Origin of the sequence: Marinobacter sp. M-5 (assembly GCF_032911545.1) — a bacterium.
Taxonomy (GTDB): domain Bacteria; phylum Pseudomonadota; class Gammaproteobacteria; order Pseudomonadales; family Oleiphilaceae; genus Marinobacter; species Marinobacter goseongensis.
This window is the reverse complement of the sequence record NZ_JAWJEK010000003.1, coordinates 60,046-74,375: the sequence shown is the minus strand read 5'-3', so window position 1 is coordinate 74,375 and position 14,330 is coordinate 60,046. Positions and strand designations below refer to the sequence as shown.

Annotated in this window: 12 protein-coding genes; 9 read left to right on the top strand and 3 right to left on the bottom strand. The window is 58.8% G+C overall.

Translation table 11 applies throughout. The features are described from left to right. Positions 1 to 42 precede the first annotated feature (42 nt). From R0125_RS13445 to R0125_RS13425, 5 genes are all read left to right on the top strand, one after another. Positions 43 to 1,671 carry an acyl-CoA synthetase gene (locus R0125_RS13445; RefSeq protein WP_248184795.1) on the top strand — a complete coding sequence of 543 codons (1,629 nt, stop codon included), beginning with the start codon at positions 43 to 45 and terminating at the stop codon, positions 1,669 to 1,671. Between the two features lie 197 nt (positions 1,672 to 1,868). Next, positions 1,869 to 2,702 (top strand): metal-dependent hydrolase, encoded by an 834-nt coding sequence (locus tag R0125_RS13440; RefSeq protein WP_317238523.1) that lies wholly within the window; start codon positions 1,869 to 1,871, stop codon positions 2,700 to 2,702. A gap of 121 nt (positions 2,703 to 2,823) precedes the next feature. After that, entirely contained in the window at positions 2,824 to 3,774 is a 951-nt protein-coding gene (locus R0125_RS13435; RefSeq protein ID WP_317238522.1) for a DegV family protein, read from the top strand. Positions 3,775 to 3,923: 149 nt separating this feature from the next. Further along, on the top strand, positions 3,924 to 4,973 hold the full coding sequence (locus R0125_RS13430) for a hypothetical protein (protein WP_248184798.1): 1,050 nt from the start codon (positions 3,924 to 3,926) through the stop codon (positions 4,971 to 4,973). A gap of 39 nt (positions 4,974 to 5,012) precedes the next feature. After that, on the top strand, positions 5,013 to 5,648 hold the full coding sequence (locus R0125_RS13425) for a LysE family translocator (protein WP_317238521.1): 636 nt from the start codon (positions 5,013 to 5,015) through the stop codon (positions 5,646 to 5,648). 73 nt (positions 5,649 to 5,721) lie between these two features. Here the strand turns inward: R0125_RS13425 and fdxA are convergent, their stop codons facing one another. Beyond that, a complete protein-coding gene (fdxA, locus tag R0125_RS13420) occupies positions 5,722 to 6,045 on the bottom strand; it encodes a ferredoxin FdxA (RefSeq protein WP_248184800.1) in 324 nt (107 codons plus the stop codon). A gap of 132 nt (positions 6,046 to 6,177) precedes the next feature. Beyond that, the gene (gene mutS / locus R0125_RS13415; protein ID WP_317238520.1) at positions 6,178 to 8,808 is read right to left on the bottom strand and encodes a DNA mismatch repair protein MutS; all 2,631 of its coding nucleotides are present in this window, start codon (positions 8,806 to 8,808) and stop codon (positions 6,178 to 6,180) included. Positions 8,809 to 8,890: 82 nt separating this feature from the next. On the opposite strand from mutS, the gene pncC reads away from it, so the two are divergent. The 3 genes from pncC (at position 8,891) to R0125_RS13400 (ending at position 11,170) form a co-directional block, all read left to right on the top strand. After that, positions 8,891 to 9,391 carry a nicotinamide-nucleotide amidase gene (gene pncC / locus R0125_RS13410; RefSeq protein WP_317238519.1) on the top strand — a complete coding sequence of 167 codons (501 nt, stop codon included), beginning with the start codon at positions 8,891 to 8,893 and terminating at the stop codon, positions 9,389 to 9,391. A 74-nt stretch (positions 9,392 to 9,465) separates the two neighbouring features. Continuing rightward, positions 9,466 to 10,527, top strand: a complete 1,062-nt coding sequence (gene recA, locus R0125_RS13405; RefSeq protein ID WP_317238518.1) for a recombinase RecA — start codon at positions 9,466 to 9,468, stop codon at positions 10,525 to 10,527. A 172-nt stretch (positions 10,528 to 10,699) separates the two neighbouring features. Then, positions 10,700 to 11,170: a flavodoxin family protein gene (locus R0125_RS13400; protein WP_248184804.1), complete on the top strand. Its 471-nt coding sequence runs from the start codon at positions 10,700 to 10,702 to the stop codon at positions 11,168 to 11,170. Between the two features lie 64 nt (positions 11,171 to 11,234). Here R0125_RS13400 and R0125_RS13395 read toward each other — a convergent pair whose 3' ends face one another. Next, a complete protein-coding gene (locus R0125_RS13395; protein ID WP_317238517.1) occupies positions 11,235 to 11,612 on the bottom strand; it encodes a PilZ domain-containing protein in 378 nt (125 codons plus the stop codon). A gap of 279 nt (positions 11,613 to 11,891) precedes the next feature. Here R0125_RS13395 and R0125_RS13390 point away from each other — a divergent pair, with 279 nt between their 5' ends. Then, positions 11,892 to 14,300 (top strand): Lon protease family protein, encoded by a 2,409-nt coding sequence (locus tag R0125_RS13390; protein ID WP_248184806.1) that lies wholly within the window; start codon positions 11,892 to 11,894, stop codon positions 14,298 to 14,300. Positions 14,301 to 14,330: the final 30 nt, after the last annotated feature.

The window sequence follows — 14,330 nt, the reverse complement described above, 5'->3', positions numbered from 1 at the left end:
CGACGTGACAAGAACAATGCAAATCACAGAGGACCTACATCCATGACCTCGATTTTTGACCAGGGTCTCGCACCCGTCGGCGCTAACTACGCGGTTCAGTCTCCGATCGATTTCATTGAGCGTACCGCCACGGTTTACCCGGATTACCCGGCGGTGGTCCACGGAGCGTTGCGTTACACCTGGCGGCAGACCTACGACCGCAGCCGTCGTCTTGCCTCGGCGCTGGCAGGGCGCGGCATCGGGCGTGGCGATACCGTTGCGGTGATGCTGCCCAATATTCCGGCCATGGTGGAGTGCCATTTCGGCGTACCGATGATCGGCGCGGTGCTCAACACCCTGAACGTGCGCCTCGATGCCGAGGCCATTGCGTTCATGCTGGGTCATGGCGAGGCCAAAGTGGTGATTGCCGACCGTGAATTCGGTGAGGTTATCCGTGATGCGGTCAGCCGTCTGGACAGCCCGCCGCTGGTGATTGACGTGGACGACCCGGAATACGGCGAGGGCGTTCAGGTCAGTGAACTGGACTATGAGGCCTTCCTGCTGGAAGGTGATCCCGGTTACGTCTGGCGTTTCCCGGAAAACGAGTGGGATGCCATCTCCCTGAATTACACGTCCGGCACCACCGGTAATCCCAAGGGTGTGGTGTATCACCACCGCGGCGCCTACCTGAACTCGCTGGGCAACCAGGCCGTGTGGTCCATGGACATGCACCCGGTATATCTCTGGACCCTGCCGATGTTTCACTGCAATGGCTGGTGTTTTCCCTGGACGGTCACCGCCATGGCCGGCACCCACGTGTGCCTGCGTCGGGTTGAGCCGGAAAAGGTCCTGCAGCTGATCCGCGATCACCAGGTCACGCACATGTGCGGAGCGCCGATTGTGCTCAACGCACTGCTGAACGTGCCCGAATCCGCCAGGACCGGCATTGACCACGAGGTGAAATCCATGACCGCCGGTGCCGCGCCGCCGGCCCAGGTGATCGGCGCCGTTGAGGAGATGGGCATTGCGGTTACCCACGTGTACGGGCTGACCGAGGTCTATGGTCCGGTCACCGTGTGTGCCTGGAAAACCGAATGGGATGCGCTGCCGCTGCACGATCGCGCCCGCAAGAAAGCCCGTCAGGGCGTTCGTTATCACACTTTGGCCGGCACCATGGTGGGTGATCCCAGCACCATGGAACCGGTGCCCAGGGATGGTAAAACCATCGGTGAGATTTTCCTGCGTGGCAACACCGTGATGAAAGGGTACCTGAAGAACCCCAAGGCGACCGAAGAGGCCTTCCGTGGCGGCTGGTTCCACACCGGGGATCTGGCGGTGTGGCACGAGGACGGTTACATGGAAATCAAGGACCGCCTGAAAGACATCATTATTTCCGGTGGTGAGAACATTTCTACCATCGAAGTGGAAGACACACTCTATCGTCACCCGGCCGTGCTTGAGGCCGCGGTGGTCGCTCGTCCAGACGAAAAATGGGGAGAGACGCCCTGCGCTTTCGTGACCCTGAAACCCGAAGCCGGCGAGGTCAGTGAGAGCGACATTATTGGGTTCTGTCGCGAGCACCTTGCCCGCTTCAAGGTACCGCGGACCGTGGTGTTCTCGGAGTTGCCGAAAACCTCCACCGGGAAGATCCAGAAATTCGTGTTGCGAGATCAGGCCAAAGAGCTCGAATAACCGCACCCCCCCCCGGCGGTTAATGTGGTGCTGTCAGGCCCCCTTCTGGCCCTCGTGTTTTGACGACCTGTCATTTCATGACAATCTGTCGGCGCACGGGTCCCACCGCTTTCGTCCATACTGTTTCCAGGTCTACACTGCTATAGCTGGTAAAATTTCACTCGCCGCTCCACAACCATAAGAAGCAGGAGTTCGTGATGACCATCAGTTCCACGCCGGATGACGTGTCCGTCGCCCCGCGGCACATTCGCTTTGATGTGACCGACGAACTGAAAACCCTGTGGCACGGAAACGACGCGTTCCGCACGGCGTTTTTCAATGCGCTTTCCCTGCAGTTCCCGGACGGCGAACAACAGTTCATCAATGCGGTGCGGCGGTACCGCGACCAGATTGACGATCCCAAACTGAAGGAGGAGATCCGCGGTTTTATCGGCCAGGAGGCCCTCCACAGTCGGGAGCACAAGAGCTACAACGAAGCTCTGAAAGCCCGTGGCTACGAGATTGACAAACTGGATCAGCGGTTCCGCAAACACATGGACTGGGTCGGGCGCCTGCCCCCCAGCCGGCAGTTGGCTGGTACCTGTGGCGCCGAGCATTACACCGCGGTGTTGGCCAACGCGATACTGCGCAACCCGCAGTGGATGGATGGCGCAACGCCGACCATGAGAAGGCTCTGGCGCTGGCACGCCATCGAGGAAACCGAACACAAGTCCGTGGCTTTTGATGTCTACCGCCACTGCATTGGCAATGAGCGCCTGCGGCGTATCGTTTTCCTGTTCGTGACCTGGAATTTCTTCAAGTACACCTTCCTTAACACCTGCAGCCTGCTGAAAACCGATGGCAAGCTATGGAGTTTGAGCACCTGGCTCGGTGGGATGAACTTTCTGTGGGGGAAGCCGGGGGTGTTGCGGCACTGCCTGCCCGAGTTCCTGGCCTACTTCCGCAAGGGCTTTCACCCCTGGCAGCAAGACAACCGCGCGCTGCTGAGGGCCAATCTGAGGGAGCTTGAAGCGGCCATACCGCGGCCATAAATTGCGGCTGCTGAATTTCTGATTACTTTGTGTGAAACTTGACCAAGCTAAAAACAATGACAATAAAGGGAGTTCCCGATTCTTTCGGGAAGGGGAACATCCCGCAGCTGGAGGCACCCCAATGCGAGTTGGTCTTATCGTGGATTCTGCGTGTGACTTACCTTACGAGTTCACCCGCAAGCACGACCTGTTCATTCTCCCCGTCACGGCCGTTATCGACGGCCAGACCTACACCGACGATCACGACCCGGTACGGACCCAGGAGTTCTACCAGAGTGGCCTTCTGCAGAAGGGCCATCAGGCCGAAACCCGTGCGTTCAGCGCGGAGCAGATTCACGACCTGTTCATGGAGGAAATCGTCACCCAGTTTGATGTGGCTATCTGCGAGACGGTGACCCGGAGCCGCAGCCTGATCTACCAGAACGCCACCGAGGCGATGAACAGCGTGATGTCCCATTACCAGGAGGCGCGTAAGGCATCGGGTCGGGAAGGCAAATTTGCCATGCGGGTGATCGACAGCAAGCAGATCTTTGCCGGCCAAGGCCTGCTGGCGGCTCACACCCTGAGACTGATCAATCAGAAGGTGTCGAAGAACGCCCTGCGGCATGAGGTGGAAACTTTCACAGACAAGATCTACACCTGTGTGATCCCGCGGGACCTGCATTACATCCGTGAACGGGCCCGTCGCCGCGGTGACAAGAGTGTGTCCGCCCTGGTGGCATTTCTGGGCAAGGCGCTGAACATCACGCCGGTGATTTTTGGGCAGGGCGCGGAAGGTCAGCCGGCGGCAAAAACCCGCAGTTTTGACATGGCGGCGGAAAAGGTCATGAACTACGCGGCGGCGCGGGTGGACGCCGGGCTGCTGACGCCCTATGTGAGCCTGTCCTGTGGCCTGACCTGGACAGAGATCGAAGATCTGCCCGGGCTGAACCGGCTGCGCGATGCCTGTGAGCGCAACGGTGTGGAATTGCTCCTGTCCCAGATGGGCATCACCAGCAGCATCTATATCGGGCCCGGCAGTCTGTGCCTGTCGCTGGCTGCGGAACCACACACATTCAACGATTTCCAGTAACCCGCCCGCTAGTCCAAAAGTCCGGGCGGTCAGTGTGAACTGGCCGGCCTGCGACTCCCCCGCTGTATTTTTGGCAAACCGCGACCGCTGGTCTTCGTGATAGCCTTGGGGGTCTGAATTTTCATTTTAATAACAGGACAGCCGACACCATGACACAAGACACGACAACGCAGGGAGCCGGTGATCTGGCCAATGCACTGCTGGAACAGCACGTAAAGCACGAAATGGCTGCCCTGAAAGGCGCCAAGCTGCGAAAGTTTCTGGAGCAGGAAGTCGATGAGCTGCTGAATCACGCCAGTGAGATTACTCTGGGCGGGCTGACCTCCGAAGAACAGATCATGGGTGTGATCCAGCGCATCGTGGTGGACATGGAACTGGATGCTGGCATTCCGGAGCTGGCGGCGGAGATGGCCACCGAGGTGCTGAATGCGCCGGTTCAGCAAACGACCACGCTGGGCGACATCATGTCCCGTGAGCAGGCCACCGGTCTGCTGGAAGAATTCCTCGAGCTCAGGCATCAGCGCGAGCGCATCATCAGTGAAATCATGGCGCATCCGGTATACCAGGAACTGGTATCCAACGTGGTGTATCACGGTCTGGTCAATTACCTCTACGAAGACAACCTGATCACCAAATCCGTGCCCGGCGTGGGTTCGATGATGAAGTTCGGCAAGCGCATGGCCAACAAGGCTGTTCCCGGCCTGGATGAAACTTTCGAACGCCGCTTCAAGGCGTGGCTGTCGGAGAGCCTGCCGGGGCTGATCGCCCGCAGTGAACAGTTTCTGCACCGCGCACTGTCTGACGATGAGCTCCGGGACAGCGTGATGGCCGTGTGGGTTTCGGTCGAGGATCGTACCATTGCCGAACTGCAGGAAGGCTTGGGCGATGTTCAGCTTCAGGAGTTTGTGGTACTGGGGTATGAGTTCTGGCTGCGGTTCCGCAAGACCGAGTACTTCCTGGGCTGTGCCCGCGCGGTGGTCGCGCATCTGTATGCCAAGTATGGCGATCGTCCGATCATGGATCTGCTCAACGACATCGGCGTAAACCGCGATGTGATCATGGCCGAGGTCGACGCACTCGCCCTGCCAATCGTGGACGTGTTGCGTGAAGCGGGTTATGTTGAAGCGCTGTTGCGTCGCCGGCTGTCCTCGTTCTACAAGTCTGCTGCGGCGAAGAAGATTCTGTCTCAGGGAGCCTGATCGCCAAGGCTCCCATCAGCACCTTGATGGAGGCGTAGCGTGTTGGTTTCCGAGCTGTTCTGGGCCTATCTGGTGGCCATCACCCTGTTGACCGTCACCCCCGGCGTGGACACCCTGCTGGTGATGCGAAACACGGGTCGCGGCGGGTTGGCGGACGGCTGGGTGACCAGTGCCGGCATCTGCAGCGGGCTGTTTCTGCATGCCACCCTGTCTGCCCTGGGTATTTCCATACTGCTGGTGGAAACCGCCTGGGCGTTCTCTGTGCTCAAGTGGGCGGGCGCCTGTTATCTGGTGTGGCTGGGAATCGGCTCCTTGCGACAGGCCATGGCCCGGGGAAATGAGCCTGGGCGGCCGGAGCAGCCGGCGCCGCGGCGCAGGGTGAACCGTCGGCAGTCGTTCCGGGAGGGGCTGCTGTCTAACGTTCTGAATCCCAAAACCGCCTTGTTTTACATGGCACTGTTACCCCAGTTTGTCGATCCGGCCGGGAGTGTACTTCAGCAGTCCATGGTGCTGGCGGGGGTGCATTTCGCGGTGGCGATGGTATGGCAGAGTGGTCTGGCCTGGGTAGTGGTGCGTTTTCGGGGCATGGGCGCCAGTGTCCGATTCAAGCGCACCCTGAATGCGCTTACTGGCGGTTTTTTCGTTGCCATGGGGGTAAAGTTGGCGGGGAACTGAGCGGGTTTCCGGCAGGCGAATAAAAAGGGAAGCCGAGGCTTCCCTTTTTATTTTTGCATTCAAACGCCTACCGTTACTTCTCCAGGTACTGGAGTTTGTCGGGCTTGCCGTCCCACTCTTCCGCATCCGGCAGTGGGTCTTTCTTTTCCGTGATGTTCGGCCATTTGCCCGCCAGATCGGCGTTGAGCTCAACAAACTGCTCCTGACCGGCCGGCAGTTCGTCTTCGGAGAAGATAGCTTCAGCCGGGCATTCCGGTTCGCACAGAGCGCAGTCGATACACTCGTCCGGGTCGATTACCAGAAAGTTCGGGCCTTCGTAAAAGCAGTCAACCGGACATACTTCTACGCAGTCGGTGTATTTACACTTGATGCAGTTATCAGTAACGATAAAGGCCATAGTCAGGTCCCTGGTCCAGTGGTCAGTCTCATCAGTTGGTCATAATAATTGCGCGATATTGTAGGGAGCAGCCCCCGGTCCCGCAAGCGTCACCCTGCTATAACGTTATTACATAGGTCAATCTGGCCGCTTTTACCGCTTATTTTGCAGCATTTCCTTCAACAGGTAGAGCCGGTTTAACGCATCCCGCGGCGTGAGATCGTCCAGATCGAGATCTTTCAGCGCTTCTTCCACCGCGCTCGGTTCCGCGCCTGCAAACATGTCGCTCTGCCAGGCGGTCTCACTGGCCAGTAGTTCACGGACAGCCCGAGTGGCGGGCGCCGCGGTAGTCGTGGCCTGTGCCGGGGCCGCAGCGTTGGCGCTTTCCAGGTTGGCCAGCTGGACCTTGGCGTTGCGAATCACATCCTGCGGTACGCCCGCCAGTTTGGCCACCTGCAGACCATAACTCTGGCTGGCGGGGCCGTCGTGGACATTGTGCAGGAACACGATGCTGTCGTCGTGTTCGGTGGCCGTCAGGTGGACGTTCACAGCGTGGCGCAGGTCGTCCGCCAATTGAGTGAGCTCGAAATAATGAGTGGCAAACAGGGTGTAGCAGCGAATTTCCTTCGCCAGGTGCTCCGCCGTTGCCCAGGCCAGTGACAGGCCGTCAAACGTGCTGGTGCCGCGACCCACTTCGTCCATCAATACCAGACTGTATTCGGTGGCGTTATGGAGAATGTTGGCGGTTTCCGTCATTTCCACCATGAAGGTTGAGCGGCCGCCGGCGATGTCGTCGGAGGAGCCCATGCGCGTGAATATGCGGTCTACCGGCCCGAGAATGGCGCGGTTGGCCGGCACAAAACTGCCGGTGTAGGCCAGCAGGGCAATCAGCGCCGCCTGGCGCATGTAGGTGGACTTGCCCCCCATGTTGGGACCGGTAATCACCAGCATGCGGCGTTGGGTATCCATCAGCAGGTCATTGGGCACATACGGCTCGCTGAGCAGTTGCTCCACCACCGGGTGCCGACCTTCCTCAATATCGAAGCCCGGCATCTCGCTGAATTCCGGCGCGGTAAAGCGCAGGCTGGTGGCCCGTTCCGCGAAGTTGCTCAGTACGTCCAGTTCCGCCAGAGCCTGGGCGGCATCCTGCAGGGGGGCGAGCTGCGCCGCGACGGTTTCCAGAACCTCATCGTAGAGCGATTTTTCCCGCGCCAGAGCACGGCTTTTGGCACTCAGGGCCTTGTCTTCGAATTCCTTGAGTTCCGGGGTGATGAAACGCTCCGCGTTTTTCAGGGTCTGGCGACGGATGTAATCTACCGGTGCTTGCCCGGACTGGGCGCGGCTGATCTCGATGTAGTAGCCATGAACGCGGTTGTAGCCCACCTTCAGGGTGCTGATGCCGGTACGCTCTTTTTCCCGGGTCTCCACATCCAGCAGGTACTGGCCGGCGTTTTCGCTGATGTTGCGCAGCTCGTCCAGTTCCTCGTCAAAGCCTTCGCGAATCACGCCGCCGTCGCGGATCACCACCGGCGGGTTGTCGATGATGGCACCTTCGAGCAGGTCCGCCAGTTCCGGATATTCGCCGATCACCGTGGCCAGTTTGACGATGTGGTGGGAATTCACCGGCTTCAGGGTTTCCTGCAAATCCGGTAAGGCCGCAAAGGCGTCCCGCAGCCGTGCCAGATCCCGCGGACGGGCGGAGCGCAGGGCAACCCGCGACAGAACCCGTTCGATATCGCCTACCGTTTTCAGCAGGTCGTGGACCGGCTCGTAGTGGAAACCCTCCAGCAGCGCCGACACCGCCTGCTGGCGTTGTTGCACCACGTCCACATCCCGCAACGGCCGGTTCAGCCAGCGCCGCAACTCGCGACCACCCATGGCAGTGGCGGTGCGGTCCATGACCCAGGCGAGGGTATGCTGATGGCCACCCATCAGGTTGGTGTCAATTTCCAGATTGCGGCGACTGGTGGCGTCCAGAATCACCGCTTCCTCCCGGCGCTCACGAGTCAGCTTGCGAATGTGGGGCAGGGCGGTACGCTGGGTTTCCTTGGCGTACTGGAGCAGGCAGCCGGCGGCACAGACGGCCAGGGTCAGCTCTTCACAGCCGAAGCCGCTCAGATCCCGTACCTGCAGCTGCTGGGTAATTACCCGGCGTGCGGTGTCGGATTCAAACAGCCACGGCCCCTGGCGCCGCACGCCGGTAAAGCCGTCCAGCACTTCCTGGTAGGGAAAGTCTTCGCTGATCAGAATTTCCGCCGGGCGCAGGCGCTGAAGCTCACCCTGCAGCGCTTCCAGATCGTCCAGTTCCGACACCGCGAAACGCCCGCTGGATATGTCCAGGGAGGCAAAGCCAAAGCGCTCCCGCTGGTTAAAAATGGCCGCCAGCAGGTTGTCGCGCCGGTCTTCCAGGAAGGCGTCGTCGCTCAGGGTGCCCGGGGTGACAATGCGCACCACCTGGCGATCGACCGGGCCTTTGCTGGTGGCAGGATCGCCAATCTGCTCGCAGATGGCGATGGATTGACCTGCCCGCACCAGCCGGGCAATGTAACCTTCAGCGGAGTGATAGGGAATACCGGCCATGGGAATGGGGTTGCCCCCGGACTGACCACGGGCGGTGAGCGTAATGTCCATCAGCTCGGCGGCTTTTTTGGCGTCGTCGTAAAACAGCTCGTAGAAGTCCCCCATGCGATAGAACACCAGTTCGTTGGGGTGCTCGCCCTTAATCCTGAGGTACTGCCTCATCACTGGCGTGTGGTGGGAGAGGTCGGTCTGAGCTGCTGACATGAAGGCGTCCGGATCCATTGGCTTTAAACGGAGCCCCGGATTGTAAGAAAATAATGCCGCGGATGAAACGAAGGAGATCAATATGTCCGTCACCGATTCGGATCTTGAGAGGGCAGGCGCGACGCTGGGCGATCTGTTGATGCAGCACGAATGTACCATTGCCACGGCCGAAAGCTGCACCGGCGGCTGGGTAGCGAAGGTGCTGACCGATCGCGCCGGCTCATCCGCCTATGTGCAGGGTGGTCTGGTGACCTACAGCAATGCGGCGAAGCACGAGCTGCTTGGCGTGCCTGAGCAGAACCTCGAGGCGTTTGGTGCGGTCAGCGAGCCGGTCGTCAGGGACATGGTGGCCGGCACCCTGGCCGTCACCGGCGTTGATGTCGCCGTTGCCATCAGTGGCGTTGCCGGCCCCGGTGGGGGCAGCGACGAAAAGCCGGTAGGCACCGTCTGGTTTGCCTGGGGCAGCAGCCGCGACACCACGGAAGCGAAGCGGGAGCGCTTCGAGGGCGATCGCGATGCTGTGCGGCGACAGGCGGTTCTGTATGCGTTGCAAGGGGTTAGCGAGTATGTGAAGCGATCCTGAAAACAGGGGTTGGTCTTGCCAACCGGTTATGTTTTAATACTGTTTAAATATACAGGCATGAGGGTTTTGCACCGATGGAAGACAACCGCAAGAAAGCACTGAGCGCAGCGTTGGGTCAGATCGAACGTCAGTTCGGCAAGGGCGCTGTCATGAAAATGGGCGACCAGCCTCGCGAAGCCATTCCTGCGGTCTCCACCGGCTCTCTGGGTCTGGATGTCGCGCTGGGTATAGGTGGCCTGCCTTACGGTCGGATTTGTGAAATCTACGGCCCGGAAAGCTCCGGTAAAACCACGCTGACCCTCCAGGTGATTGCCGAAGCCCAGAAAGCCGGTAAAACCTGCGCGTTTGTGGACGCCGAGCATGCCCTTGATCCGGTTTACGCTGAAAAGCTGGGCGTAAACGTGGACGAACTGCTGGTGTCCCAGCCGGACACCGGTGAGCAGGCGCTGGAAATCTGCGACATGCTGGTACGGTCCAACGCCGTTGACGTCATCATCGTCGATTCGGTCGCGGCGCTGACGCCGAAAGCCGAAATCGAAGGCGAGATGGGCGACAGCCACGTGGGCCTGCAGGCCCGCCTGATGTCCCAGGCGCTGCGGAAGCTGACCGGTAACGTCAAGCACGCCAACTGCCTGATGATTTTCATCAACCAGATCCGTATGAAGATTGGTGTGATGTTCGGCAGCCCCGAAACCACCACTGGTGGTAACGCGCTCAAGTTCTATTCCTCCGTACGTCTCGACATCCGCCGGATCGGTGCGGTGAAGGATGGCGACGAAGTGGTGGGTAACGAAACCCGCGTTAAAGTGGTGAAGAACAAGGTGTCTCCGCCGTTCAAACAGGCCGAGTTCCAGATCATGTACGGCAAGGGTATCTACCACATGGCGGAAGTGGTCGATATGGGCGTAAAAGAAGGCTTCGTCGACAAATCCGGTGCCTGGTACGCATACAACGGCAACAAGATCGGTCAGGGCAAAGCCAACGCCTGCAAATTCCTGGAAGAGAACCTGGACATCGCCCACGAAATCGAAGCCAAGGTGCGCGACAAGCTGATGCCGAAACCGGTTTCCAAGAAAGATGCCGCCGCCGAGGCTGAAAAAGCCGAGTCGGCAGAAACGAACGGAGAACTGATTTAATCGGTTGGTCTTTTGTCGATCTCCAGATTTCTGGCGGGGCATGCGCCAAACCTGGAGATCAAGCGCACATGGATGTGCTTGTAGCGTTGTCCGGAAGGGAAGGCTCTGCGCTGATCAGGCACTTGGGTTGGGGTGAGGGGGCAGTCGGAGATTACGATAGGGAGGTTTAATCATGACTGAGGCAAAGAAACTTTTAATCGTCGCCCATGCGCCCTCTGCGAACACCCTCAAGTTGCGCAATGCCATAGAGCAGGGCGCCAGACATCCGGATATCGAAAACGTTGACGTCACCGTTCTACCGCCCCTTGAGGCCGGCCCCGATGACGTTCTCGCTTGTGACGCCATTATCCTTGGCACCACGGAAAACCTCGGCTACATGAGTGGTGCTCTCAAGGACTTCTTTGATCGCAGCTACTATCCCTGCCTGGAGCAAACCCAGGGCCTGCCCTTTACTTACTGCATTCGCGCCGGTCATGACGGTACCGGCACCCATCGCGCCATTGAGAGCATCACCACCGGTCTGCGCTGGAAGCTAATTCAGGAACCTTTGATTTGCCGCGGTGATTACCGAGACGAATTCGAGGAACAGTGCCGGGAACTGGGGATGTATGTAGCCGCCAGCCTGGATGCCGGAGTTCTCTAGAAGCGACTTCAAAAAGCGGTACAGAAGCACAATTGATGCGGATGCGCTCATACCGGCGCCGATGCTAACCGGCGAAACGGTTGTAAAAGCCCTCGATTCGCGACAAGGCATTGTCCACGGTCCGAGAGTAGCCGCGCTTGTCACAGCAATAACTGAACCTGATACTGACCCGATAGCCGGTCTGGAACGCCTGACAATTCACCACCTCCGCCGCCACCCGCGACTCTGAAATGTACTTGCCATCAAAATCCAGATGAAGCCGGGCGCCGGGCTCAACCGGCCGCGGACACAACACGGCCATGCCATAACGATTCATATCGAGACAGGTCACCGCCGTGGGGTGTTTCCCCCGGCCGAAAAAACCGCGCTCACGCAGTCGGACCCTCAGGCACATGGCGGGGTAACGGTCCTTGATTCTGCGGTCTGCCGAATCACTCATCATCAATCAGCATCCATTGCGACTCTTATGATTGTTGTAGCCCGGACGTCCGCCGGGAGATGAAGTTTAGTTCTGGAACAGCTGTCTGAAAAATAACCAGGGCTGAAATTGTGAACTGAATAACAAAAACCGGATTGTCGGACGTCGGTTGGAAAATGTTTGGCTGGAACGCGACATAGCCGGCAGCAGATTCTACAATGACCGCCCATAAACAAAACCAGAAGGCGGCTCCGCCCCCGAGCGGGTGATCGCCAGGCATTCTGACCGTTACAGGACCGAACCTTGAAGTCACTGTCCCTGCACCAGCTTTACAAAGCCTGTGTTCTAAAAGATCTGCCGTTCAAAACCACCCGGCAACTGGAGCCGCTGGCGGAAATTGTTGGCCAGAACCGCGCCCAGGAAGCCGTGCGCTTCGCGCTCGCCATGCCCCACAGCGGGTACAACGTCTACGCGGTCGGCCGCAACGGGCTTGGCAAGCGCACCATGATGCTTCGCTACCTTGAGCATCACGTGGACACCGAACACAGTAGCCATGACTGGTGCTATGTGGCGAACTTCGAGGAACCGCGGGTGCCCAAGGTGCTGCGGCTGCCGGCTGGTAAGGGCACCACGCTCAAGCAGGACATGGAAAAGCTGATGGGGCGGCTGATGAAAATCATCCCCCAGACGTTCGACAGTGACAGTTTTCTGGAACGCTCTGAACAGCTGAAAAGCGAATACGGCAAGAAGCAGGAAGACGAGCTGGAAAAGGTGGCCGCTCAGGCCCGTCGCAAGAAAGTCAGCCTGACCATTTCCACACCCGGCGGGTATCGTCTGGTGGCTATGAACGGCGACGAGCCACACACGGCGGAGTCGTTCAAGAACCTGACGGATCAGCAACGGGACAAATTCGAAGAGGACATTAATCGCCTCGAGAAAAAGCTGCGTCAGGCGCTGCGCAAGCTGGCGGACTGGGAGCAGGACTACGCCGAAGAACAGCAGGCCCTGAATCAGGAAACCCTCGAGGGTATTTCCGGGCATCAGCTGGATGAGCTGGTGGCGCGGTACAAGGAACTGCCCGAAGTGGTTGAGTATATCGAGGCGGTTCGCAAGGATATGGCTGAAAACCTCGATATTTTCCTCGAGGACAACGAGGAGCAGGCGGCGATTGCCTATGCCTCCCTCGATAAGAAGATGCCCCGCCGCTATCTGGTCAACGTGCTGGTGCATCAGAAAACGGACGAGGTTCCGGTGGTTGTGGAAGATAACCCCACCTACCACAACCTGTTCGGCTACGTGGAAAACGTCACCTATAAAGGCACTGTGTTCACCGATTTTTCCCTGATTCGGCCGGGCAGTATCCATCGTGCTAACGGCGGCTACTTGTTGATGGATGCCATCAAGGTGCTGGAGCAGCCGTTTGTGTGGGACGCGCTCAAGCGGGCCTTGCGTTCCAAGTCGATACAGATCAACTCCCTGGAGCGGGAGTTGACGCTGTCAGGCACCATTTCCATTGAGCCGGAAGCCATCCCGCTGGAAGTGAAACTGGTGCTGTTCGGTGACCGGGAAACCTGGTTGCTGCTGCAGGATTACGATCCGGAGTTCAGCGAACTGTTCCGGGTCACGGCGGATTTTGAGAACGAAATGTACCGCTCGGATGACAGCCAGATTCTGTACGCCAAATTCATCGCCAGCCTGGTCAGTGAAAAGAAACTGTTGCACTGCTCTAACAAGGCGGTGGCAAGAATTATTGAATACAGCGCTCGTATGGCGGAACACCAGGACCGGCTCTCCCTGCATGCCGCGGATATTGCCAATCTCTTGCGGGAGTCGGATTTCTGGGCCCGCCAGGCCGGGGCGAAGCTGATTCAGGATTTGCACGTGGAGCGGGCGCTGGAGAGTGCCAAATACCGCAGCAGCCGGATTCGCGATCAGTTCTACGATTCCATCCGTGACGGCTCAACGCTGGTGTCTACTGTTGGCACCTGTGTGGGGCAGGTGAATGCGCTGTCGGTGTTATCCACCGGCGGTTTCGAGTTCGGCTTGTCCAACCGCATTACGGCCACCTGCTATTATGGAGACGGTGCGGTGATGGATATCGAGCGAGACGTCAAACTCGGCGGTAACATCCATTCCAAGGGTGTGATGATTCTCAGCAGCTGGCTGGCAGCGCACTTTGCGGTGAATGACCCCATGCACCTGTCGGCAAGTCTCACCTTTGAGCAAAACTACGGTGAAGTCGACGGTGACAGCGCGTCGCTGGCGGAGTTGTGTGCGCTGGTATCCGCGTTGTCGGAACTGCCGGTGCGGCAGGATCTGGCGATCACCGGTTCGATAAACCAGTTTGGCGAAGTACAGCCGATTGGCGGCGTGAACGAGAAAGTTGAGGGTTTTTTCAATACCTGTCAGCTTAAGGGCGGTCTGACTGGAACTCAGGGGGTCATTGTGCCGTCTACCAATGTTCAGAACCTGATGTTGGACAGTGAGGTGGTCCAGGCAACGCGAAAAGGCCAGTTCGCCGTATATTCTGTGGCGCGTGCGGAAGAGGCGATCACCCTGTTGCTGGGCAAACCCGCCGGTAAAGCCGATGAGAACGGCCGGTACCCGAAGCAGAGTGTTTTTGGCATTATCCAGCAACGGCTCGAAAAGATGCGCGAGCACGAGCGTCAGGAGCACGCCCGGGACGAGCATAAAGATCCGTCGATCCACTGACCGGCCCTGATAATAAAGAACAGGAGAGCA